Origin of the sequence: Micromonospora humidisoli (assembly GCF_016900955.1) — a bacterium.
Taxonomy (GTDB): Bacteria; Actinomycetota; Actinomycetes; order Mycobacteriales; family Micromonosporaceae; genus Micromonospora; species Micromonospora wenchangensis.
This window is the reverse complement of the sequence record NZ_JAFEUO010000010.1, coordinates 56,839-79,056: the sequence shown is the minus strand read 5'-3', so window position 1 is coordinate 79,056 and position 22,218 is coordinate 56,839. Positions and strand designations below refer to the sequence as shown.

Here is a 22,218-nt window from a genome sequence, read left to right as displayed (position 1 = left end):
ATGACCGTGACGATCGCCAAGGTCCCGGTCCGCCGGAAGAAGGTGCGCGACCGCCACCACCGGGGCGTCAGCCGCTGGGTGGTGCTCGCCGGGGTCACCGTGGGCGCGCTGGTCATGCTGGTGCCGTTCGCGTTCATGCTGCTCAACGCGTTCAAGTCGCCCGGGGACTACTCGTCGGGCGGCCCGTTGAGCTGGCCGTCGGAGTTCTACACCACGGGTCTGCGGACGTACTGGTCGGAGGTGAACTTCCCGCTCAAACTGTGGAACTCGGCGCTCATCGCCGGGTCGGTGGCGGTGCTCGGCGTCGTCGTGTCGCTGCTCAACGCGTACGCGCTGGGCATCGGCCGGGTCCGCGGCCGGCTGTGGATCGTCGGGGTGTTCCTGCTGGCCAACATGCTGCCGCAGGAGGCGTTGATCTATCCGCTGTACTACGTCGCCAAGGAGATCGGCCTCTACAACACCCGACTGTCGGTGATCATCATCTTCACCGTGATCCAGAGCGCGTTCGGCACCTACCTGCTCGCCTCGGTGCTGGGCACGTTCCCCCGGGCACTGCTGGAGGCCGCCGCGCTCGACGGCGCCGGCAGGTGGACGGTGCTGTGGCGGGTGGTCTTCCCCAACCTGCGGCCCACCCTCGCCGTGCTGCTCATCTTCTTCTTCATCTGGACCTGGAACGAGTTCCTCATCCCGCTGGTCATGCTGATCGACAACCAGACCCAGACCATCCCGGTGGCCCTCGCGTCGTTGCAGGGTGACCGGCTGATGGACGCCCCCACCACCAACGCCGGCGCGTTGATCAGCCTGGTGCCGGCCATCCTGTTCTTCCTCATCTTCCAGCGCACCCTGGCGCGCGGCATCACGGCAGGAGCCGAGAAGTGAAGTTCACCGACGGGTACTGGCAACTGCGCCCGGGGGTCAGCGTGCTGCGCCCCGGCACTGTCGAATCGGTCGAACCGGACGACCGCGGTTTCACCGTCTTCGCGCCGGCCGGTCAGATCAACGGCCGGGGCGACACGCTCAACCGGCCGGTCGTCACCGTCCGCTTCTTCTCCCCCGCACCCGGCGTGGTCGGGGTGACCATCGGCCACCACAGCGGCGGGCTGCCCCGCGAACCCCGCTTCGGGCTGGAGACCGACGACACGCACCCGGTCACCGTCGACATCACCGGGCTCAGCGCGTCGCTGACCACCGGCGAGCTGACCGTGCGGGTCGCGCTGGTCGACGGCTGGCGGGTCGAGTTCCGGCACGGCGACCGGCTGGTCACCGCGTCCACCGGGCGCAGCATCGGCATCGTCACCGACGGCGAGGGCCGCCGGTACGTGCACGAACGGCTCGCGCTCGGCGTCGGCGAGACGGTGTACGGGCTGGGCGAACGGTTCGGCCCGTTCGTCAAGAACGGGCAGACCGTCGACGTGTGGAACGCCGACGGCGGCACCGCCAGCGAGCAGGCGTACAAGAACGTGCCGTTCTATCTGAGCAGTGCCGGCTACGGGGTGTTCGTGGACCACCCGGAGCACGTGTCGTTCGAGGTCGGCTCGGAGGTCGTCGCGCAGACCCAGTTCAGCGTCGAGGGCCAGTCGCTGACCTACCACGTCATCGACGGGCCCACCCCGAAGGACGTGCTGCGCCGCTACACCGCGCTGACCGGCCGCCCGGCCCGGGTGCCCGCCTGGTCGTACGGGCTGTGGCTGTCCACGTCGTTCACCACGTCGTACGACGAGAAGACGGTGACCGAGTTCGTCGACGGGATGGCCGAACGGGACCTGCCGCTGTCGGTGTTCCACTTCGACTGCTTCTGGATGCGCCAGTTCCACTGGGTCGACTTCGTCTGGGACCCGGCGACCTTCCCCGACCCGGAGGGCATGCTGCGCCGGCTGCACGAACGCGGCCTGAAGGTGTGCGTGTGGATCAACCCGTACATCGCCCAGCGGTCGTACCTGTTCGAGGAGGGCCGCCAGGCCGGCTACCTGGTGCGCAACCCGGACGGGTCGGTGTGGCAGTGGGACAAGTGGCAGGCCGGTATGGCACTCGTCGACTTCACCAACCCCGACGCGGTGGCCTGGTTCACCGGCAAGCTGCGGGCGCTGCTGGACATGGGCGTCGACTGCTTCAAGACCGACTTCGGCGAGCGGATCCCGACCGACGTGGTGTGGCACGACGGGTCGGACCCGCAGCGGATGCACAACTACTACTCCTACCTCTACAACAAGGCGGTCTTCGAACTGCTGGAGGCCGAACGGGGCGAGGGCGAGGCGGTGCTGTTCGCCCGCTCGGCGACCGCCGGCGGCCAGCAGTTCCCGGTGCACTGGGGTGGCGACTGCGAGTCGACGTTCGTCGCGATGGCCGAGTCGCTGCGCGGCGGGCTGTCCCTGGCGTCGTCCGGGTTCGGCTACTGGAGTCACGACATCGGCGGCTTCGAGGGCACCCCCGACCCGGCGGTGTTCAAGCGGTGGATCGCGTTCGGCCTGCTGTCGTCGCACTCGCGGCTGCACGGCTCCGGCTCGTACCGGGTGCCGTGGGCGTACGACGAGCAGGCCGTGGACGTGCTGCGTCACTTCACCCGGCTCAAGCTCGGCCTCATGCCGTACCTGGCGGCGACCGCCGAGGAGGCGCACCGCGACGGCGTCCCGATGATGCGACCGATGATCGTGGAGTTCCCGGACGACCCGGCCGTGGCGCACCTCGACCGGCAGTACATGCTCGGCCCCGACGTGCTGGTCGCGCCGGTGCTCAGCGCCGACGGGCAGGTCACCTTCTACGTGCCTGCCGGCACCTGGACCCACCTGGTCACCGGGGCGCAGCTCACCGGCCCGGCGTGGGTGACCGAGAAACACGGGTACGACAGCCTGCCGGTGCTCGCCCGGCCCGGCGCGGTCATCGGGTTCGGATCGCGCTGCGACCGGCCCGACTACGCCTGGGCCGACGGGGTGGAGCTGCGGCTCTACGCGCCGGCCGAGGGGCAACGGCAGCGGGTGCGCATCCCGTCGCCCGACGGGGGCCCGGGTGCGCAGTTCGAGGTGGGATTCCGGGGCGGGGTGGCGACCGCCGAACTGGTGGCGGGCGAGTCGTCGGCGTACCACTGCGTGGTGGTCGGCGCGGAGAGGGCGGGACGATGACGGCACGCAACTTCCCGGAGAGCTTCGTCTGGGGGTCGGCGACGGCGGCGTACCAGATCGAGGGCGCGGCGACCGAGGACGGCCGGGGTCGGTCCATCTGGGACACCTACAGCCACACCCCCGGGCGGACGTTGAACGGCGACACCGGCGACGTGGCCGCCGACCACTACCACCGGTGGCCGCAGGATCTGGACCACATCGCGGCGCTGGGGCTGTCCGCGTACCGTTTCTCGATCTCCTGGCCCCGGGTGCAGCCTGGCGGTTCCGGCCGGTTCAACCCCGCCGGCCTGGACTTCTACGCGCGGCTGGTCGACGGCCTGCTGGAGCGCGGCATCCGACCGGTGGCGACCATGTACCACTGGGACCTGCCGCAGGAACTGGAGGACGCCGGCGGCTGGCCGGCGCGGGACACGGCGCTGCGCTTCGAGGAGTACGCGGCGGGGATCGTCGGCGCGCTCGGTGACCGGGTGCACACCTGGACGACGCTCAACGAACCGTGGTGCTCGGCGTACCTGGGGTACGGCTCCGGCGTGCACGCGCCCGGCCGCACCGAACCGGCGGCGGCGTTGGCGGCGGTGCACCACCTGAACCTGGCGCACGGCCTGGCCGGGCGGGTGGTGCGGGAGCTGACGCCGAGCGCCGAGCTGTCGGTGACGTTGAACCTGCACGTCGTGCGGGGCGCGTCCGGGTCGGCCGCCGACGCCGACGCGGTCCGGCGGATCGACGCGCTGGCGAACCGGGCGTTCCTGGGCCCGATGCTTCAGGGGGCGTACCCGGCCGACCTGCTGGCCGACACCGCCGCCGTCACCGACTGGTCGTTCGTCCGTTCCGGTGACGAGAAGCTGATCGCGGTGCCGCTGGACGTGCTCGGGGTGAACTACTACTCCAGCACCCTGGTCCGCGCCTGGGACGGGCACTCGGCCCGCTCGGCCGCCGACGGGCACGGCGCGTCGGCCCACTCGCCGTGGGTGGGGGCCGAGGACGTCGACTTCCTGCCGCAGCCCGGCCCGTACACGGCGATGGGGTGGAACATCGACCCGCCGGCCCTGACCGAGCTGCTGTTGCGGCTGCGGCACGACTACCCGGGCCAGCCCTTGATGATCACCGAGAACGGCGCGGCGTTCGACGACGTGGTGTCGGCCGACGCAGGGGTCCACGACGACCGGCGGATCGACTACCTGCGCCGGCACATCGGCGCGGTCGCCGACGCCCGCGCGCAGGGCGTGGACGTGCGGGGATACTTCGTCTGGTCGCTGCTGGACAACTTCGAGTGGGGTTACGGCTACGACCGCCGCTTCGGCATCATCCGGGTCGACTACGACACCCAGGAGCGCACCTGGAAGGACAGCGCCCACTGGTACCGCCGGCTGGTCGCCACCGGCCAGCTGGACGGGTAGGTCGGCAGCTTCCCGGTGGGACCTCGGGGTGCCCCGGCCGTCCGGCCGGGGCACCCCGCGTCGTCCCGGCCGGCACCCTGGCGGCCGGCGGCGCGGTTCAGGGGCGTGCCGCGCGGACCCGTTCGAGGCCGAGCCGGGGACTGGTGACGAGGCGGTAGTCAGCCGACTCCGCGTCGGACAGGGGGTCGCCCCGGACCGGGGTGAAGTCGGGTCCGTCGGAGCCGGGTGCGTGCACCACCTGCAGTTGCGCCCGCACCGCCTCCTCCCGCAACCGGTCGGTGATGACGCGGGTGGACGAGTCGGCCGCCTCCCGCAGGTCGGACAGGCCACCGATGATCTCCGCGAAGGAGCGGGAGGAGACGTCGGCGTCCGGCTGTGCGGACTGCTCGTCGCCGATCAGCCGGTCGGAGGTGCGGAAGAAGCCGTCCTTGCCCAGGTAGCGCTCGTACATGATGGTCACCAGCGCGAACAGCCGCATGTACGCGCGCCGGTAGGCGAACTCGAAGAACCTCAGCGCCTCGGCCTCGTCGACCTCACCACGGTCCACCGAGGCGACGCATGCGGCGGCGGTCAACGCGCTGTAGAGCGCGAGGTGCACGCCGGTGGACAGCAGCGGGTCCAGGAAGCACGCCGCGTCGCCCACTATCGCGTAACCCGGCCCGCAGAACTGGTCGGCGATGTACGAGTAGTCGGTCTCGACCCTCGTCACGCCGAGGAACTCCGCCCCCGCGGTCAGGCCCGCGATGGTCGGCGAGACCGCGATGAGGTGCCGGTACAGGTCGTCTGACGACTGGTGCTCGTGACGGTCCCGGGCGAAGGCGTCCTTGGTGGTGACGTAGCCGATGCTCATCCGCCCGCCGGCCATCGGGATCACCCAGTACCAGCCCTCCGGCGAGGAGATGATGTTGATCCCTCCGGACGGCGTTTCGGGCAGCAGCGTGGCACCGGTCCAGTAGCCCCAGATGCCGACGTTGCGCAGGTTGTTCAGCGGCTCGCGGTTGCCGAAGTGCCGGGCGCTGAGCAGTCCGTTGCGCCCGGTGGCGTCGACCAGGAAGTCGAAGTCGTCGATGGTGAACGGTTCGCCGTCGTCCGGGGTGCACTCCACGGCCACCGGCCGGCCGTCGGCGAAGCGCACCGACCGGCCGGTGACCCCGGTGGTGACGGCGACCCCGTTGCTGCGGGCGTGTTCCAGCAGCAGCGCGTCGAACTCGCTGCGGTCGACCTGCCACGACTGCACCCCGGACTGCGCCTGCCAGTCGAACGTCCACTGGTCGTCGTCCCAGTGGATGACGCCGCCGTTCTTCTTGACGAAGCCGTGGTCGTCGAGGATCTTCGACATGCCGATGGCGTCCAGCACCACCCGGCACGACGGGGTGAGCGACTCCCCCACGTGGTATCGCGGGAAGTGCGCGCTCTCGACGAGTCGCACGTCGAGGCCGGCCTGGGCCATCGCCGTTGCCGCGGTGCTCCCGGCGGGGCCACCACCGATCACGAGGACCTTCATGTCTCTGCCACCTTGCCGTTCCGGCCGTAGCCACGCAGGGATGGTGCACGACGACGCGCGTTTCCACGGCGGCCACCGGGGCCGCCGACGGAATCAGGGGGTGGTGCCGGTCACGGTCGGATCCGGCCGGCGGGTGCCGTGGGTCCCGTACCGGCGGTCGCGCGCCGTACGGGTCGAATCCGATGACGAACGAAGCAGCACAAGCATCCCCGTCCTCGCACGAATGAGATAGACGATCGTACATGAATATCGGTGCGGATACCGCTACGCTCCGTAACCCGGCAGGCTGCGGCGGTGGGCCGGAGCAGCCACCCGTCCGGTGGCCGTACTAGGGTGCTTTCCGGGGCAAAGTGTCCAGGTGGTCGAGGGGGTCCGATGCGGCAGGCCAAACGGCTGAAGAGCGTCCGGTACGACATCCGGGGCCCGGTGCTGCGGCGGGCGCAGGAGATGGAGGCCGCCGGCCACCGGATCCTCAAGCTGAACCTGGGCAACCCGGCGCCCTGGGGGCTGGCCACCCCCGCGCCGATCGTCGCCGACGTGGTGCAGAACCTCGTCGAGGCGCAGGGCTACAGCGACGCCCGGGGCATCTACTCGGCGCGGGTCGCCGTCGCCCAGCGCTACCAGAACCTGGGCGTGACCGGCGTCCAGCCGGACGACGTGCTGCTCGGCAACGGGGTCTCCGAGCTGATCATGATGGTCCTGCAGGCGCTGCTCGACTCCGGCGACGAGGTGCTGGTGCCCAGCCCGGACTACCCGCTCTGGACCGCCGCGGTGAACCTGTGCGGCGGGCAGGCCGTGCACTACCGCTGCGACGAGAGCGCCGGCTGGCAGCCCGACCTGGAGCACCTGGCCTCGCGGATCACCGAACGCACCCGCGCCCTCGTGGTGATCAACCCGAACAACCCGACCGGCGCGGTGTACTCGGAGCAGACCCTGCTCGGAATGATCGAACTGGCCCGCCGGCACGGCCTGATGATCTTCGCCGACGAGATCTACGACCGGATCGTGTACGACGGCGCCACCCACCACACGCTCGCGGCACTCGCCCCGGACGTGCCGGTGGTCAGCATGGGCGGCCTGTCGAAGGTCTACCGGGCCGCCGGCTTCCGCTCCGGCTGGCTCGCCACCAGCGGGTTCACCGGCACCGACACCGACTACGTGAGCGGGCTGCAACTGCTGGCCAACCTCCGGGTCTGCCCGAACGTGCCCGCCCAGCACGCCATCCAGACCGCGCTCGGCGGCTACCAGAGCATCGACGAGCTGATCCGGCCCGGCGGGCGGCTGCTGGAACAGCGCGACCACGCCTGGCGCGAGGTCGTCGCGATCCCCGGCGTCGACTGCGTCAAGCCGGACGGCGCGCTCTACCTCTTCGCCCGCCTCGACCCGGCCGTCCACAAGATCCACGACGACGAGAAGCTCGTGATCGACCTGCTGGAGCAGCAGCACCTGCTGATCTCACACGGCAGCGGCTTCAACATCGACACCCCGGACCACCTGCGCATGGTGTTCCTGGCCCCGACCGACGTCCTCGACGACGCGATCGGCCGCATCCGCACCTTCCTGTCCACCTACCGGCAGTAGGAGGCCGGCCCACCGCAGGCGACACCTCACCCAGGGGCTCGGACGGGGCTGCCAGGTCGGCGGGGAGGACACCGCCCCGACCGCACGGTGCGACGACCGGTGGTGGGCGAGGATGGACCCATGACCGACGAGTTGACCGTAGGGGTACTGGGCACAGGCATCATGGGTGCCGCCATGGCCGGCAATCTCGTCCGGGCGGGGCACGTCGTGCGCGTGTGGAACCGGTCCCCGGACAAGGCGGCGGCCACCGGCGCGACCGTGGCGGACACCCCGGCCGATGCCGTCCGCGACGCCGACGTGATCATCACGATGCTGTACGACGGGGCAGCCGTCCGCGACGTGATCGGGCGGGCCGCACCCGGGCTGCGGCCGGGCGCGGCCTGGTTGCAGACGACCACGGTGGGCCTGGCCGACACCGCCGGCTTGGCCGAGGTCGCCGCCGGGCACGGGGTGGCGTTCTACGACGCACCGGTGCTCGGCACCCGGCAACCCGCCGAGGCCGGCCAACTGACCGTGCTCGCCGCCGGGCCGCAGACCGGCCGGGAGAGGCTCGCCGCGGTGTTCGACGCGATCGCGTCCCGGGTGGTGTGGCTGGGTGAGGACGGCGCGCGGGGCGACGGCACCCGGTTGAAGCTGGTGGCGAACAGTTGGGTCCTGACGGTGACGCACGGCGCGGTCGAGATGCTGGCGTTGGCCGGGGCACTCGGCGTCGACCCGGACCGGTTCTTCGCGGTGATCGAGGGCGGTCCGCTGGACATGGGCTACCTGCACGCCAAGACCGACCTGGTCCGGCAGGGCCGGTTGTCGCCGGCGAGCTTCGCGGTGGAGACGGCCGAGAAGGACGCCCGGCTGATCGTCACGGCCGGCGAGGAGCACGGGGTACGCCTCGACGTCCTGGCCGCCGGTGCGGAGCGGTTCCGACGCGCCGCCGCGCAGGGGCACGGCGACGAGGACATGGCGGCCTCGTACCACGCCAGCTTCGTCCCGTGACGCCGCTCCGGCGGCCGACTACCGGTGGTGGCGGGTGAGGCGTCGCAGGGCGGCGTCTCGCGGGCCGTCGTCACCGACCGGTCGCGACGACGACGGCCGGAAAACTCGCGGCCTGGTTCCCGCGACGGGAGCACGGGTGTTGCGCGTCGGGTCGCAGTGGTGATTGTGGACGGTGCCTGGATCGGGCATGCTGACACCGCGCGGTCGGGCCGTTCGGCTCGTCGGGGTGCAGGGTGCAGACAGAGTGCCCGGACCGCGCCGGGCGGGCGGGGATGTGCCTGCCGGAGTGAGGCAACGGCACGTCACACCATCCGCGTCTCCCGATTTCTGCCGCGAATCTGCTGTTTCCACATGCATGGAGGAGTTCCGGTGAAACCGTTCTGGAGAGCTATTCTCGCCGTGCTGTGCGGAGCCGTGCTGGTGGTCGGCCCGCAGACCCCCGCATCGGCGATCGCCGGCGGCACCACCACGTCGTCACTGCACGGGCAGGTGCAGATCTGGAACAACGGAGGGGCCGACTTCCGCTGTACCGGCTCGCTCATCCATGTGCACTACGTGCTCACCGCGGCACACTGCCTCCACAGCAGCCGCCTCGTGGTCAAGGCGGGCGACAAGCGTCTCGGCAGCGGTCAGCGCATCATCGTCGACGGCACGGCGGCGGCGCCGAAGGGCTACGACATGGCGGTCCTGCATCTGGCGTCGAACGTCACCCAGAGCAATCTCGTCGTTCCCTACAGCAGAGACACGGCTCTGCTCAAGACCGGGGTCACCGTGGCCATCCGCGGCTGGGGGCAGACCGAGGAGAACGGGCCTCCGGCGGCGACCCTGCGGGTGTGCAGCCTGCGGGTCGAGCGATCCATCGGTTCGGAGCTGGAGTTGGAGGGAATCAACGGGGTTCCCCTGGACGGTGACTCCGGGGCGGCGGTCTGGCAGAACAACCGCGTCCAGGCCGTGTTCACCCACTCCGACGACGCGCTGGGTGGACTGTCCGTTCCCACCGGTTTCCTGGCCGGCTGGATCAAGAGCGTCAGCGGGGTCGACGGAATCGACTGAACCCGGTCTGATCGCCTGGGCGGCGTGGGCGGGGTCGTCGTCAGGCGGCGTCGACGCTGGAGAGGACGGCGTCCCAGGCCAGTTCGGCGGCGACCGTGCCCAGCCGCAGCGACGGGGCGGGCACCGTCACCTCGTCGGTGGTCAGGGCGAACAGGGTGTCACCGTCGGCGATGGTGTGGAACGGCTGGATCGCCCGGTGCATGGAGCTGTGCACCTGGGTGGCGAACTGGGCGAGTTCGGTGTCGGTCATCCGGACGTTGGTGACCACGGCGGTCAGGGTGGTGTTCCCGCCGGTGGGCGCGAGATCCGGGGTGGCCGCCGCGACCAGCTCGGCGTAGTCCTCGGCCGGGTGGCGACGCCGGCCGGTCGCCGGGTCGAGGTTGCCGCGCACGATCCCGCCGTCGCGGTCGACGATCACACCTATCGCGTTGACCACGGTCAGCACCAGCAGCCGGGCCGGGCCGACGCGGGCGAAGGCGGCACCCTGCCCGCCCCACTCGGCGCGGGCGTTGTCGACCTTGCCGACGGTCGCGCCGACACCCGCGCCGACCCGCCCGACGGCCACCCGGTCGGCGCGTACCGCGCGCAGCCCGTCGGCGCCGAGCCCGGCGTCGGGGTAGATGGCGTTGTCCCGGGGCGTGAAGTCGTAGACGACGGCCCCGGACACCACCGGCAGGCTACCGAAGTCGGTCGCGTAGCCGGTGCGGCGGAGCAGTTCGTCGTAGACACCGGACGCCGCGGCGAGCCCGAAGCTCGACCCGCCGGCGAAGCACAACGCGTGGTGGTACGGGAAACCGCCGCTGACCCCGACGGCCCCGCCCCGCTTGTCGACGGCGGTCCGCGCGCCACCGGGGATGCTGAGCACGGTGACGCCGGTCGGGCCGTCGGGATACTCGGCGGTGCCGATCGCCACGCCGGGCAGGTCGAAGTCGACCCACCCGTCGCCCGCCGCGCCGAGCACCGCGGGTCGCCGCCGGTGGTCGTTGCCGACGGGTGCCGTCGTACGCGGCGGGGCGGGATGGTGCTCGGACATGAGGATCACCGTCTTCCGTGGGGGGTGTGGTGGCGGCGTGTCCCTACCGACGCCCGGTTACCTAGACTGGGCTGATGGCCCGTCCCGTCACGCTGCACGATGTCGCGCGCCGGGCGGGTGTCGGCAAGTCCACCGTTTCCAATGTGCTGTCGTGTTCCGGCCGGGTCTCCGAGGCGACCCGGGAACGGGTCCGCGCGGCGATGCAGGAACTGGGGTACGTCCCGAACCGGGCGGCCCGGCAGTTGCGGGGCGGGCGGACCGGCATCATCGGCGTCTACGTCCCGGGCGTGCCGTCCACGTCGGAGTTCTACATGCGGTTCGTCTTCGGCGTCATGGAACGCGCCGCCGCCCGCGACCGGGACGTCACCATCCTGACCGCCTCGGAACACCGCTCGCCCCGGGCGCTCGACGGGGTGATCGTGGCCGATCCGCACCGGGACGACGCGTTCGTGCCGGTCCTGATGCAGGGTGGCATGCCGGTCGTGTGTTTCGAACGCCCCCCGGCCGGGATGCAGCCGGACGTCGTGCTCTGGGCGGACCACCACCGGGCACTCACCGGGCTGCTGGACCGGATGGCCGGGGCCGGGTCCCGGTGTCCCGCCCTGGTGGTGCCGCCGGAGACCGGTGACTGGGCGGCCCAACTGGCGGCGGCGCACCGGGACTGGTGCGCCCGGCACGGCGTCGCCGCCGTGGTGGCGCACCATCCGTGGGTGCCGTCGCCGCAGGAGGTGTCCCGGGCGGTCGAACAGGTGCTCGCCCGGCCGGGGGTGGACGCCCTGGTGTGCGCCTCGGTGGACACCGCGCCGACGGCCGTCCAGGTGCTGCACCGGCTCGGCCGCCGGGTCGGGCGGGACGTCCTGCTGGCCAGCGCCACCGAGTCGAGCGCCCTGCGGCTGGGCCAGCCGCCGGTCACCGCGCTCGACCTGTCGCCGTTGGACGCCGGACGCCGCTGCGCCGACCTGCTCGACGAGCTGATCGGTGGCGGCCCGGGTGGGGTCTACGAGCATCCGGTCCACCTGTGGTGGCGGGAGTCGACCCGGGGGTAGGTCACCGGGTCATCCGTTCCAGTGCCTCCTCCATCCGGTCGCCCGCTTCCACCGGGTTGAGTCCGGCCGCGAGACCGTCCTGGTAGACCTGGTCGAGCAGGGGGCGGAAGCGGGCGTAGCGGCGTTCCCAGTCGGCGGAGTCGGTGCGCCAGTAGCCCACGCAGACGGCGCGGTCGCGGGGCAGCCGGTGCACGGTGCGCAGCACGGACCGGGCCTGTCGGCACTCCCCCGCCTCGCCCGCGACCCACACGTAGCCGGGGCCGTCGGGCAGGGTCGTGTCCCGCAGCCGGTCGACGAGGCTGCCCGGGCCCCGGCCGTTACCGACCCCGACCCGGACGTCGACGTGCACCGTGGGGTCGTCGCCGGCGGCGGCGAGCAGGTCCCGGGCGTCGGCCAGGTCCGGCAGGTCCACCAGCACCCGTACCGGGAGGCCGGGGGTGCGTTCCGCGACGGCGCGGGTCGCGGCGGGCAGCCCGGACAGGTCGGTGGCGAGCACCAGCCAGCGGGTGTCGGCGGGGGGACGGAACCAGGCGCGGCACCGCCACAGCAGCAGGCCGGCGCCGGTCTCGGCCTGCCGCGCCCAGGACGTGGCGGGGCCGTGGTCGTGCAGGGCGAAGTCGATGGTCAGCCGTGCCCCGGCGGGGTCGACGGCGCGGACGGAGTAGTTGCGGCCGATGGGCGGGTGCTGCTCGTCGTGGTAGCCCCACACCTCGCCGCGCAGGGTCATCGGCGGCGGGGCCGACTCGCCGGGGCGGGGGAAGTAGAGCGTCACCGACTCGTCCGGCAGGCCCAGGGCGGGGAAGCGGACGAGGTCGGGGCCGCCGAGGACGACCCGTTGCAGGTGCGGGGTCAGCCGGCGGACCTCGTGCACGGTGGCGGTCCAGAAGCCGGGACGGGTGAGTGTGTCGGTCATTTCGCGCTGAACTCCGAGTCGGTGGCCGGGTCGCCGTCGACCGCGGTGGCGAGCGCGGGGACGATCTTGTCCAGGACGTAGGGCAGGCTCAGCACGGAGGCGAACGCCAGCGCGCCGTTGGCCTCGGTGCCGAGGAAGACGTCCCGGCGTTGGGTACGGACGTCCAGCCGGGTGTAGAGCGGGTCGCCGAGCAGGGTGGTCACGCCGGGGTCGGTGGCCGCCTCGGACCAGACGGCGACGTCCACGTCCACCAGGTCGAACCGTTCGCGGCTGATGGTGGCGGACTGGTTGGCGTTCGCGGTGAGGGTGGTGACCTCGGGCGTCATGGTCAGCCCCAGGTCGAGCAGCACCTTCGAGGCGGTGGTCTCGGGGCTGAACAGGTAGTACTGGCCTTCGTAGGTGGAGGCGAACACGGTGCTGGCGCCCTTGAGGCGGGGATGCGCGCCGGCGACCGAGGCGATCCGCTGTTCCAGGTCGGTGACGAGTTTCTCGGCTTCGGCGCTGCGGCCGGTGATCTGACCGGCGGCCCGGGTCATCTGCTGCCAGGTCACCGCCCAACTGCCGTCCCCCGCCGGCTGGGCGACGGTGGGGGCGATCTTGGTGAGCAGGTCGTACTCCTGGCGGGACATGCCGGAGGAGAGGCCGACGATGACGTCGGGGCGTAGCGCGGCGATCTGTTCGTAGTCGAGTTCGGCGCGGGCCAGCACCTCCGGTTTGGCCGTGCCGAGTCGTTCCCGGGCCCACGGCCAGGTCGCGTTCGGCATGTTGCCGTACCAGTCGCGGATCGCCACCGGCACCTCGCCGAGGGCGAGGAAGTAGTCCTGCTCCTTGAGGCCCACCACCACGATCCGTTCGGGCTTGGCGGTGAGGGTGGTTGCGCCGAAGGCGTGGGTGAGGGTGGTGGGGAACGCGGCGTCGGACGAGCCGGACGCGGGGTCGGCGGGGCTCGCCCCGTCGGCGGCGCAACCGCCGGCCACCAGCAGGGCGAGCGCCAGTGCGGCGGCGGTCAGGAGTGTGCTCAGCCGGCGTGGGCGGGAGTGTGACATGGCATTCGATCCTCAGGAGGGGCAGCGAGAACGACGTTCCCAGTGGCTTAGGGTAGGTTTACCTTAGCCAGTGATGGAACGTTCCACCATGAAGTGAGTCACAGTGTCGGTCGCCACCCCCGCCGGCTTACGCCGCCCCCGCCTGCTCGCCGCCGGGCTGCTCGCCTGCGCGCTCGCCCTGCTGGCCGCGATCACCGCCAGCCTCGCCGTCGGCGCACTGCCCCTGACGACCGGCACCGTGCTGCGGGCACTCGTCGCCCACAACGACAGTGAGGCGGGCCTGATCGTCTGGGAGGTCCGGCTGCCCCGTACGGCGATCGCGGTCTGCGTCGGCGCGGCCCTGGCCCTGGCCGGCACCCTGATGCAGGCCCTCACCCGCAACCCCCTCGCCGACCCCGGGCTGCTGGGCGTCAACGCCGGAGCAGCCGCCGCCGTGGTCGCCGGCATCCTCGCCGGGGTGAGCAGCCAACGCGGACACCTGCTGCTCGCCCTGCTCGGCGCGGGCCTCGCCGCCGGCCTGGTCACCGCCATCGGCGGCACCCGGGGGCCGGGCAGGGCCGAGGACGGCCGGCTGGTCCTGGCCGGCGCGGCCGTCGGCGCCTGCCTGACCGGGGCCGTCGCCGGGGTCACCCTGATCGACCAGACCGCGTTCGACAGGTACCGCTTCTGGGCCGTCGGCAGCCTCGCCGACCAGCCGCCGTCCGCCCTGCTCACCGCGGCACCGGCGCTGCTCGCCGGCCTGCTCGTCACCGTCGGCGTGATCCGGCCGTTGGACGTGTTGCGCTTCGGCGACGAGGGCGGCACCGCGTTGGGGGTCAGCCCCGGCCGCACCCGGCTGCTCGCGCTGGTCGCCACCACCCTGCTCTGCGGCGGCGCGACCGCCGTGGCCGGCCCGATCGGCTTCCTCGGGCTCGCCGTCCCGCACGCCGCCCGGGCGATCTGCGGCCCCCGGCTCGGGTGGATCGTCGCCTACGCCTGCCTGCTCGGCCCGATCCTGCTGATCACCGCCGACGTGCTCGGCCGGCTCCTGGCCCGCCCCGGAGAGATCGAGGTCGCGATCGTCATGGGCGCCATCGGTGCCCCCGTGTTCATCGCCCTGGTCCGCGCCCGGAGGATTCCCCGCCCATGACCACCGCCCCGACCAGCGCCCCGGGTCGCCGCACCCGCCGTCGGCACACCCGCCGCGCCGCCCTGGCCTGCCTCGTCGCGCTGGCCCTCGGCACCGGGCTGGCCGTCGTCGCCCTGGCCAGCGGCCGGTACGCCACCCCGCCGCACGACCTGTGGCCGGTGCTGACCGGGGGCGGCGACCCCGGCCTGCGGTTCGTCCTGTTCGAGCTGCGGCTGCCCCGGATCGGCACCGCACTCGCCGTCGGAGCCGCCCTCGGCGCGGCCGGCGCACTCTTCCAGAGCGCCAGCCGCAACCCCCTCGGCAGCCCCGACATCGTCGGCTTCACCGTCGGCGCCGCCACCGGCGCACTCGTCGTCCTGCTGGTGCTCCACGACACCCGACTCACCCCGGCCGTGGGCGCGGTGCTCGGCGGTGCCGCCGTCGCCGGGGCGGCCCTGCTGCTCGGCGGAACCGGGCAACGCCTCATCCTCGTCGGGATCGGCCTGTCCGCCCTGCTCACCTCCGTCAATGCGTACCTGCTGACCCGCGCCGAGGTGACCGACGCGCAGAACGCCGCCGTGTGGCTCGTCGGCAGCCTCAACGGCAGCGGTACGCACCTGCCGCTGCTGCTCTGGGCGCTCGCCGCACTGCTGCCACCCGCCGTGCTGGCGGCCCGGGGGCTGCGACTCATCGAGAACGGCGGGGACAAGGCACTCAGCCTCGGTGTACCCGTACGCCGGCAACGCCTCACCGCGACGGCCCTGGCGGTCGCGCTCACCGCCGTCGGGGTCGCCGGCGCCGGGCCGGTCGGCTTCGTCGCCCTGGCCGCCCCCCACCTGGCCCGCCGGCTCACCCGCGTCGCCGCTCCCCTGGTGACCACCAGCGCGGTGTTCGGCGCGGTGCTGCTGCTCGCCGCCGACCAGCTCGCCCAGCGGCTCGTCCCCGGGCAGCAGCTGCCCGTCGGCGCGGTCACCGGCGTGGTCGGCGGTGGCTACCTGGCTCTCGTTCTGGCCTGGACCTGGCGGGGGCGGCCCGGGTGAGCCGCCGCCCGCCCCGCACCACACCGCCATTCCGGAGGCAACCATGACCACCCCGCCCACGATCGAACTGGACTCGGTCACCGTCGGCTACGACCGGCGGACCGTCTGCCGGGACGTCTCCCTGCGGATCGCCGAGGGCAGCTTCACCGTCTTCATCGGGCCCAACGGGTGCGGCAAGTCCACCCTGCTACGCACCATCGCCCGGGTGTTGCGGCCCAGCGCGGGCCGGGTGGCCGTGGCCGGCCGCGACGTGCGCGGCTACCGCCGACGGCAGTACGCCCGCACCGTGGGCCTGCTACCCCAGGGCATCGAGGCACCGGCGGGGATGACCGTCACCGACCTGGTGCTGCGCGGGCGGCATCCGCACCGGTCGGCGTTGAGCCGCTGGACGGCGCAGGACGAACGGGCGGTCACCGCGGCGCTGGCCGCCACCGGCACCACCGACCTCGGCGACCGGGTGCTGGCGGAACTCTCCGGGGGCCAGCGGCAACGGGCCTGGTTGGCCATGCTGCTGGCGCAGGACACCCCGGTCCTGCTGCTCGACGAACCGACCACCTACCTCGACATCGCCCACCAGTACGAGGTCCTCGACCTGCTCGCCGACCTGCACGCCGGCGGCCGGACCGTGGTCGCCGTCCTGCACGACCTCAACCAGGCGGCCCGCTACGCCACCGACCTGGTGGTGCTGCGCGACGGCCAGGTCGTCACGACCGGCCGCCCGGCGACGGTGCTCACCCCGGACCTCGTCGCCGACGTGTTCGGGTTGCGCTGCCGGATCGTGCCCGACCCGGTGACGGGCACGCCCGCGGTGTTCCCCGAGTCGTCCCGCCCCCACCCGACCGGCCCCGTGGTGGTGCCCGGTGGATGAGCGGACCACCCCCGCCGAGGGCGGGCCGCCGATGCGGCAGCCCGCCCGGTCGGCGGCGGAAGCCCCGGCCCCCGGACATCACTACCTACCAGTCATGACCGACGGGGGCTTCACCACCGTGTGGCGCTAGCGCGGGCCCCGCCGGGGTCGGGGGACGATCTTCTCGGCGTCGACCACGGTGAACGAGGCGTACGGGTGGACGCCGCCGCTGACGACCGCGTCGGCCTGCCGGTCGCCCAGGAGCACCGCACGGAAGAACGCGGTGACGTATCCGGCGCTGACCTGACGCTGTTCGGTCTCGGTCAGCTTGCGGGTCACGTGTGACCACTCGATCGGCGGTTCGGGGGTGCCGCTGTCCGGGTCCCAGTCCGGGAACGTCGGGGTGCCACACCAGCCCGGTGCCGGACCGAAGCCCTGGTCGTCGACGGCGCCGACCTGCCCGCTGCCGGGGGACCACTGGGTGTTGAGGAAGTTGTGGTTCGCGCCACGGACATGCCAGGTGTAGACCGGCTCGCGTGTGTGGCCGATCGCCAACTTCGCATAGTCGAGACCCTGCTCGCTGTCGCAGCCGCCGACCCAGACCGCGAGCGGTGCCGAGGTCACCCGGTAGAGCTTGGCATCGGGGGAACCAGGGTTGGTGGCGGTGCCCGAGCCGGCGGCGGCGAGGGCGAGGACGCCGGCCACGCGTACGCCGGCCGGAAGGTCGGCGCGGTGGACGTCGGCGGCGTGCCAGGCCACCGCCCGGCCGCCGCGTGAGTGGCCGAGTGTCCCCGTACGAGAGAAGTCGATCCTGCCTTTGAGGTCCGGGGTCGGGCCGTTGAAGTGACCGGCCAGGGCGCCACGGCCGGTGCGGGCCAGTTCGGTCCAGAGCGCGAGATGCTTGTTGATGAGCTTCGCGCGGGCGTTGTCGGCCTCGGTGCCGATCTGGCCGGCGTTGATCCCGTTGGCGCTGATCGAGACGACGACCATTCCCTGGGCGGCGAGCTGTCGGGCGAGGTAGTCGTAGCCCCGGTAGCTGGGCAGTGCGGCGACACCGGGCGCGCAGGGCCACTGCCAGAGCCGGTGGAGGGCGTCCAACCAGCGCGGGTCGTCGTAGTAGTCGTCCGGCGACTCCTTCTCGATACGGGCCGCCTCGGCGTCGGCAGCCCGGTCGGCGCAGGTGGACCAGTAGCCGTGCGAGAGCACCACCAGCGGGAACGGCCCCTTGCCGGCGGCCGGGTAGTGCACGTTGCCGGTCAGCTCGATCGGTGCCAGGGTCGACGAGTCCGGGCCGTCGGTGTGGAAACCGGCGACGGTGAACGCGCGGTCGCCGAGGGTGTAGTCGAGCGACCTGACCGGATAGGTGCGGTCGTTCGCCTGGGCGGGTGACGTGGGCACGAGGCCGGCGGCGACCAGGGCCACTGCGGCCAGGCCCTTCAGCAATGACAACCTTTTCTCCTTCACGGGGACCGGGGGCTGGTACGTGCCACATCCTGGCGAACCCTTGTCAGGAACCTGTGGTGATCCGGTAGTGGTCCCGTTCTCCACCTGTTTCGATGTCCTGACGCCTCCTAGACTCGCCGCCGTGAACGCGAACGTGCTCGTCGCCGAGGACGACCCCAAGCAGGCCGAACTGCTCCGGCGGTATCTGGAGCACGAGGGTCACCGGGTGTCGGTGGTCCACGACGGCCGGGCCGCCCTGGACGAGATCCGCCACCGCCCGCCGGACCTGCTGGTGCTGGACGTCATGATGCCGCGCGTCGACGGCCTCGACGTGTGCCGCATCCTGCGTCGGGACTCCGACGTGCCGGTGCTGATGGTCACCGCCCGCAGCACCGAGGACGACCTGCTGCTGGGCCTGGACCTGGGCGCCGACGACTACCTGACGAAGCCGTACAGCCCGCGGGAACTGGCCGCGCGGGTGCGCACCCTGCTCCGCCGAACCCGGTCCACGCCTGCGCTGCCTGTCACGCCGGTGCTGCGGGTGGGCGACCTCCTCCTTGATCCGGTACGCCACGAGGTCACCGTCGCGGGCAGCCCGGTGGTGTGCACCCCGGGCGAGTTCGCCCTGTTGAGCGCGTTCGCTGCGGAGCCGGGTAGGGCGTTCAGCCGCGACCAGCTGCTCCGCCGGCTGCACGGGCTCGACTCGTACGTCACCGCCCGCACGGTCGACGTGCACGTGATGAACCTGCGCCGGAAGATCGAGACGGATCCGCGACGGCCGGCACGGCTGCTCACCGTGTACGGCATCGGGTACAAACTCGCCGATGGCTGAGTGGTGCGGACGCGGCAGCCTCCTGGTCCGGCTGCTCGCCCTGAGCGTGGTCATCTCCGTACTCTCGATCTCGGCGACCGCCTGGCTCGCCGTACGCGACACGACCCGGGCGCTGCAACAGGAACGCGGCCGGGCGCTCGCCGACGACGCGCGGATCTACGACGCCCTGCTCGGGCACGCCGCGACACACCACGACTGGACGGGCGTGTCGCCACTGGTGCGGTCCCTCGCGGCCGACACCGAGCGACGGATCGTCCTGACCGACCGCAACCGCACCCCGCTCGCCGCGTCCGGTGCGGGAGCCCTGCCGCAGCGGGCCTCTGCCACCGTCGACCCGCTCGACGTCGACACCGATCTGGCGGGCACGGCGGGAGCCGGCGGCATCGACGCGCGGGCCACCGGCCCGTACCAGCTACCGGACGCCGAACGGACCGCGCTGCGCAGATTGGCGGTGCGGGCACTGGACTGTCTGCACGGTCCGCTCGACCCCGCCCCGCTGACTGCGGCGGAAGGGTTGTTTCCGGTCCGTACCGACGCGGAGATCGTCGTCGCCCCCAGCGGCCGGCCCCGCATCGTGTCCCGAGGCACCACCGTCATCGGCGACGCGCGGTGCGCCGGGGAATTCGACGCGTTGGCTGAGCCGACCGCCACCGAGCGACAAGCGCTGGACCAGCTCGACGACCTGGTCAACACCTGCCTGGGCCGCCGGCGGATTCCGGCGGTGCGAACCGACCTCGACGGACAGTGGACCCCGGCCGGGTCCGGCCTGATCGCCACCGAACGACGCGACGACGTCGACGGTTGTGTCGCCGGGGCCCGACGCACCCAGATCGCCGGCCACGTCGCGCCACCCGTGTTGCTGTTCGTCACCGACCCGGGTACCCCGGCGCCGGTCGGCGCGTTCGACCTCACCCCGGCCAACCGGTTGCGGATCTTCGGGGTGGCCGGGGTGGTGCTGCTCGTCGCGGTCGGCGTCACGGTGCTGGTGGGGGTGCGCCTGGTCCGACCACTACACGCGTTGACCGCCGCGGCCGGGCGGATGCGCAACGGCGACACCACGGCCCGGGTGCGGGTCGCCGGACGCGACGAGATCGCCCGGCTCGGCACCGCGTTCAACGAGATGGCGGAACAGCGGTGCCGGGTCGAGCAACTGCGCCGCGACATGGTCGGCGACATCGCCCACGAGATGCGTACGCCGGTGACGAACATCCGCGGCTGGTTGGAGGCAGCCGAGGACGGGGTGGTCGAACTCGATGTGGACCTGGTCAGCTCGCTGCTGGACGAGGCGCTGCTCCTCCAGCACGTGATCGACGACCTTCAGGATCTCGCCGCAGCCGACGCGGGCGAGCTGACACTGCACCGGCAACAGGTCGAGGTGCCCAGGCTGCTGCGCGAGGTCGCGGACGCCTTCGCTCCCGCCGCCGAGTCCGCCGGGGTCACGCTGGTCGTCGATGCCGTACCCGGCACGCTCGACGCCGATCCGATCCGGCTCCGGCAGGCCATCGGCAATTTGATCACCAACGCGATCCGGCACACGCCCGCCGACGGCCGGGTCACGCTCTCCGCCCGACACCGGGCAGCGTACGTCGAGATCGTCGTGGCCGACACCGGGCCGGGGATTCCGGAGGAACAGCGTGACCTCGTCTTCGAACGGTTCTGGCGGGCCGAGAAATCCCGCAACCGGCGGACGGGCGGCAGCGGTCTCGGGCTCGCCATCGTCCGCAAGATCGCCGAATCACACGGCGGCACCTCGGCGGTCTCCGGCACCGTCGGGACGGGAGCGGTGTTCACCCTTCGCCTTCCGGCCGCAGCCGGTCAGGCCGACCCGCCGCACGGAGCCCCGCTCCCCGACCGACCCTGACCCCGCACCGCAGTGACCGGGTGGGGACTCGCCTGCGCAATGCCGGGGCCACCGGCGCCGACCTCCCAGCACCGCCAGCCCGCCCGCATCCCGAGCCGGTCGACGTGCCCCCGGGTGACGGTCGGCTGCGGCTCGGACCCGGGGCCGGCGGAGGGCTTCGGTGAACTCACATCCCCATCCTCACGACCGACCGCCTCCGGTGCCAGTACGACGCCGCACAGAAGCCGGATGCAACCGGACACGGGACGAGCGGTCTCGTCGGACCGCGCACGAGTCGGCGGCTCGTCGCGGCCGGCGGCTGGCCGGTCACGGGAACCCGTCAGCGGTTCACCGCACCTGGTACGCGCCGCCGCACGCCTCGGCGAGGGTCGACCCGAACAGCGCCGCCGGCGTGTACGCGCCCGGTTTCCCCTGCCCGTCGAGCAGCCGCCGGACCACCTCGGCGGGCACCGTCGCCGTCCAGGACTGGGCCTCGCCGACCCGCAGCCAGCCCTCGCGGATGCTGCCGTCCGGCCATTCCACGACGGCGTGGCCCCAGGAGTGCTCGCGGGGCTTCGGGCGGGCCCTGGTCGCTACCGTGGCGAGCCGTCGCCGCAGGAGGGCGCGCACCGGGCCGATCGCGAGCAGCGCGGTCGCCACGGGCAGCACCGCGCGCATGACCGGGGAGGACGGGGCCTCGCTCGATGCGGCGAGCACGTCCGCTGCGCCGCTGGCCCGTTGGGCGGCCATCAGTTCGCCGAGCGGCATGCCGGCGGTGGTCACCGTGGACCCGTCGGGCAGGACCAGTTTCATCGGGTCGCTGCCGAGACGGGCCGGGGCGAGTCGTCCGTCGCGGTACCGGCGGCCCTGGAACCGCCCACCGTCCTCGACCCCGGGGATGCCCTCCACGATCGTGGCGGCGAGGGCGTCGCCGACGACGCCGTCCTCGGTGGCCAACGAGGGCACCATGTCGACCCGGACCCGCCGGGGTGTCGGCTGCCCCTGGCAGAGCTTCACCACGACGCTCTCGGTGGCGGTCACGCCGAAGCCGGCTCCCGTGACGGCCGTGCGTCCCGCTGCCGTCAACTCGCCGTGCCGGCCGAGGACCGCCGACACCGAGGCCAGATCGTTGGCGAGGTCGAGGTAGTGGCCGGTCGGGAGGCACGCGTCCAGCAGGGGCAGGGCCGTCTCGATGAACGGTCCGACGGTGTTGACCACCACGGCCGGCTGCTCCCGGCGGATCGCGGCCACGGTCTCGCGGACCGTACCGGCGAGCATCGTCGGCAGCCCGCCGGCGGCGGCCTCGAGCCGTTCGGCGTCCCGGCCGACCAGCACCGGCTCGATGTTCCGTCGGCGCAGTTCGGCCGCGATAGCGCGGCCGCTGCGGCCGGTGCCGCCGAGGATCCATACGTCGGTCATGGCACAGCTC

18 protein-coding genes are annotated in these 22,218 nt (G+C 72.6%); 12 read left to right on the top strand and 6 right to left on the bottom strand.

What is annotated here, in order from left to right; translation table 11 throughout:
- The 3 genes from JQN84_RS28740 to JQN84_RS28730 are packed head-to-tail and all read left to right on the top strand — an operon-like array spanning window position 1 to window position 4,513.
- Entirely contained in the window at window positions 1-879 is an 879-nt protein-coding gene (locus JQN84_RS28740; RefSeq protein WP_204961719.1) for a carbohydrate ABC transporter permease, read from the top strand.
- Window positions 876-3,116, top strand: a complete 2,241-nt coding sequence (gene yicI, locus JQN84_RS28735) for an alpha-xylosidase (RefSeq protein WP_204961718.1) — start codon at window positions 876-878, stop codon at window positions 3,114-3,116. Before JQN84_RS28740 ends, yicI begins: the two co-directional genes overlap by 4 nt.
- Complete coding sequence (locus tag JQN84_RS28730; protein ID WP_204961717.1) at window positions 3,113-4,513, top strand: GH1 family beta-glucosidase; 1,401 nt, start codon at window positions 3,113-3,115, stop codon at window positions 4,511-4,513. Before yicI ends, JQN84_RS28730 begins: the two co-directional genes overlap by 4 nt.
- A gap of 97 nt (window positions 4,514-4,610) precedes the next feature.
- Here the strand turns inward: JQN84_RS28730 and JQN84_RS28725 are convergent, their stop codons facing one another.
- Window positions 4,611-6,017 (bottom strand): NAD(P)/FAD-dependent oxidoreductase, encoded by a 1,407-nt coding sequence (locus JQN84_RS28725; RefSeq protein WP_204961716.1) that lies wholly within the window; start codon window positions 6,015-6,017, stop codon window positions 4,611-4,613.
- A 375-nt stretch (window positions 6,018-6,392) separates the two neighbouring features.
- Between JQN84_RS28725 and JQN84_RS28720 the strand changes: the two genes are divergently transcribed.
- The 3 genes from JQN84_RS28720 (at window position 6,393) to JQN84_RS28710 (ending at window position 9,641) form a co-directional block, all read left to right on the top strand.
- A complete protein-coding gene (locus JQN84_RS28720; RefSeq protein ID WP_204961715.1) occupies window positions 6,393-7,598 on the top strand; it encodes a pyridoxal phosphate-dependent aminotransferase in 1,206 nt (401 codons plus the stop codon).
- 120 nt (window positions 7,599-7,718) lie between these two features.
- Window positions 7,719-8,588 carry an NAD(P)-dependent oxidoreductase gene (locus JQN84_RS28715; RefSeq protein WP_204961714.1) on the top strand — a complete coding sequence of 290 codons (870 nt, stop codon included), beginning with the start codon at window positions 7,719-7,721 and terminating at the stop codon, window positions 8,586-8,588.
- A gap of 369 nt (window positions 8,589-8,957) precedes the next feature.
- Window positions 8,958-9,641, top strand: coding sequence for a trypsin-like serine protease (locus JQN84_RS28710; protein WP_204961713.1), 684 nt, complete (start codon window positions 8,958-8,960; stop codon window positions 9,639-9,641).
- A gap of 40 nt (window positions 9,642-9,681) precedes the next feature.
- Here the strand turns inward: JQN84_RS28710 and JQN84_RS28705 are convergent, their stop codons facing one another.
- Entirely contained in the window at window positions 9,682-10,674 is a 993-nt protein-coding gene (locus JQN84_RS28705; protein ID WP_204961712.1) for a P1 family peptidase, read from the bottom strand.
- A gap of 74 nt (window positions 10,675-10,748) precedes the next feature.
- On the opposite strand from JQN84_RS28705, the gene JQN84_RS32165 reads away from it, so the two are divergent.
- Window positions 10,749-11,720 carry a LacI family DNA-binding transcriptional regulator gene (locus JQN84_RS32165; protein ID WP_204961711.1) on the top strand — a complete coding sequence of 324 codons (972 nt, stop codon included), beginning with the start codon at window positions 10,749-10,751 and terminating at the stop codon, window positions 11,718-11,720.
- A gap of 1 nt (window position 11,721) precedes the next feature.
- Here the strand turns inward: JQN84_RS32165 and JQN84_RS28695 are convergent, their stop codons facing one another.
- Both JQN84_RS28695 and JQN84_RS28690 read right to left on the bottom strand, forming a co-directional pair.
- Window positions 11,722-12,633, bottom strand: coding sequence for a siderophore-interacting protein (locus JQN84_RS28695; RefSeq protein ID WP_204961710.1), 912 nt, complete (start codon window positions 12,631-12,633; stop codon window positions 11,722-11,724).
- The gene (locus JQN84_RS28690; protein ID WP_204961709.1) at window positions 12,630-13,679 is read right to left on the bottom strand and encodes an iron-siderophore ABC transporter substrate-binding protein; all 1,050 of its coding nucleotides are present in this window, start codon (window positions 13,677-13,679) and stop codon (window positions 12,630-12,632) included. The genes JQN84_RS28695 and JQN84_RS28690 overlap by 4 nt, the downstream gene beginning before the upstream one ends.
- Before the next feature lie 103 nt (window positions 13,680-13,782).
- On the opposite strand from JQN84_RS28690, the gene JQN84_RS28685 reads away from it, so the two are divergent.
- The 3 genes from JQN84_RS28685 to JQN84_RS28675 are packed head-to-tail and all read left to right on the top strand — an operon-like array spanning window position 13,783 to window position 16,695.
- Window positions 13,783-14,808, top strand: coding sequence for a FecCD family ABC transporter permease (locus tag JQN84_RS28685; RefSeq protein WP_204961708.1), 1,026 nt, complete (start codon window positions 13,783-13,785; stop codon window positions 14,806-14,808).
- Window positions 14,805-15,827 carry a FecCD family ABC transporter permease gene (locus tag JQN84_RS28680; protein WP_204961707.1) on the top strand — a complete coding sequence of 341 codons (1,023 nt, stop codon included), beginning with the start codon at window positions 14,805-14,807 and terminating at the stop codon, window positions 15,825-15,827. Before JQN84_RS28685 ends, JQN84_RS28680 begins: the two co-directional genes overlap by 4 nt.
- A 43-nt stretch (window positions 15,828-15,870) precedes the next feature.
- Complete coding sequence (locus JQN84_RS28675) at window positions 15,871-16,695, top strand: ABC transporter ATP-binding protein (protein WP_204961705.1); 825 nt, start codon at window positions 15,871-15,873, stop codon at window positions 16,693-16,695.
- Between the two features lie 126 nt (window positions 16,696-16,821).
- Here the strand turns inward: JQN84_RS28675 and JQN84_RS28670 are convergent, their stop codons facing one another.
- On the bottom strand, window positions 16,822-18,123 hold the full coding sequence (locus JQN84_RS28670) for an alpha/beta hydrolase (protein ID WP_204961703.1): 1,302 nt from the start codon (window positions 18,121-18,123) through the stop codon (window positions 16,822-16,824).
- Between the two features lie 136 nt (window positions 18,124-18,259).
- Here JQN84_RS28670 and JQN84_RS28665 point away from each other — a divergent pair, with 136 nt between their 5' ends.
- Window positions 18,260-18,949, top strand: a complete 690-nt coding sequence (locus tag JQN84_RS28665) for a response regulator transcription factor (protein ID WP_204961701.1) — start codon at window positions 18,260-18,262, stop codon at window positions 18,947-18,949.
- Window positions 18,942-20,810, top strand: a complete 1,869-nt coding sequence (locus tag JQN84_RS28660) for a sensor histidine kinase (protein WP_204961699.1) — start codon at window positions 18,942-18,944, stop codon at window positions 20,808-20,810. Before JQN84_RS28665 ends, JQN84_RS28660 begins: the two co-directional genes overlap by 8 nt.
- 327 nt (window positions 20,811-21,137) lie before the next feature.
- Here the strand turns inward: JQN84_RS28660 and JQN84_RS28655 are convergent, their stop codons facing one another.
- Complete coding sequence (locus tag JQN84_RS28655) at window positions 21,138-22,208, bottom strand: saccharopine dehydrogenase family protein (protein ID WP_204961697.1); 1,071 nt, start codon at window positions 22,206-22,208, stop codon at window positions 21,138-21,140.
- Window positions 22,209-22,218 lie beyond the last annotated feature (10 nt).

Bases quoted from the DNA above. Each gene is read 5' to 3' on its own strand.
- JQN84_RS28740 (WP_204961719.1), top strand. From the start codon at position 1: ATGACCGTGACGATCGCCAAGGTCCCGGTCCGCCGGAAGAAGGTGCGC.
- JQN84_RS28730 (WP_204961717.1), top strand. From the start codon at position 3,113: ATGACGGCACGCAACTTCCCGGAGAGCTTCGTCTGGGGGTCGGCGACG.
- JQN84_RS28725 (WP_204961716.1), bottom strand. From the start codon at position 6,017: ATGAAGGTCCTCGTGATCGGTGGTGGCCCCGCCGGGAGCACCGCGGCA.
- JQN84_RS28720 (WP_204961715.1), top strand. From the start codon at position 6,393: ATGCGGCAGGCCAAACGGCTGAAGAGCGTCCGGTACGACATCCGGGGC.
- JQN84_RS28715 (WP_204961714.1), top strand. From the start codon at position 7,719: ATGACCGACGAGTTGACCGTAGGGGTACTGGGCACAGGCATCATGGGT.
- JQN84_RS28705 (WP_204961712.1), bottom strand. From the start codon at position 10,674: ATGTCCGAGCACCATCCCGCCCCGCCGCGTACGACGGCACCCGTCGGC.
- JQN84_RS32165 (WP_204961711.1), top strand. From the start codon at position 10,749: ATGGCCCGTCCCGTCACGCTGCACGATGTCGCGCGCCGGGCGGGTGTC.
- JQN84_RS28695 (WP_204961710.1), bottom strand. From the start codon at position 12,633: ATGACCGACACACTCACCCGTCCCGGCTTCTGGACCGCCACCGTGCAC.
- JQN84_RS28690 (WP_204961709.1), bottom strand. From the start codon at position 13,679: ATGTCACACTCCCGCCCACGCCGGCTGAGCACACTCCTGACCGCCGCC.
- JQN84_RS28680 (WP_204961707.1), top strand. From the start codon at position 14,805: ATGACCACCGCCCCGACCAGCGCCCCGGGTCGCCGCACCCGCCGTCGG.
- JQN84_RS28675 (WP_204961705.1), top strand. From the start codon at position 15,871: ATGACCACCCCGCCCACGATCGAACTGGACTCGGTCACCGTCGGCTAC.
- JQN84_RS28660 (WP_204961699.1), top strand. From the start codon at position 18,942: ATGGCTGAGTGGTGCGGACGCGGCAGCCTCCTGGTCCGGCTGCTCGCC.
- JQN84_RS28655 (WP_204961697.1), bottom strand. From the start codon at position 22,208: ATGACCGACGTATGGATCCTCGGCGGCACCGGCCGCAGCGGCCGCGCT.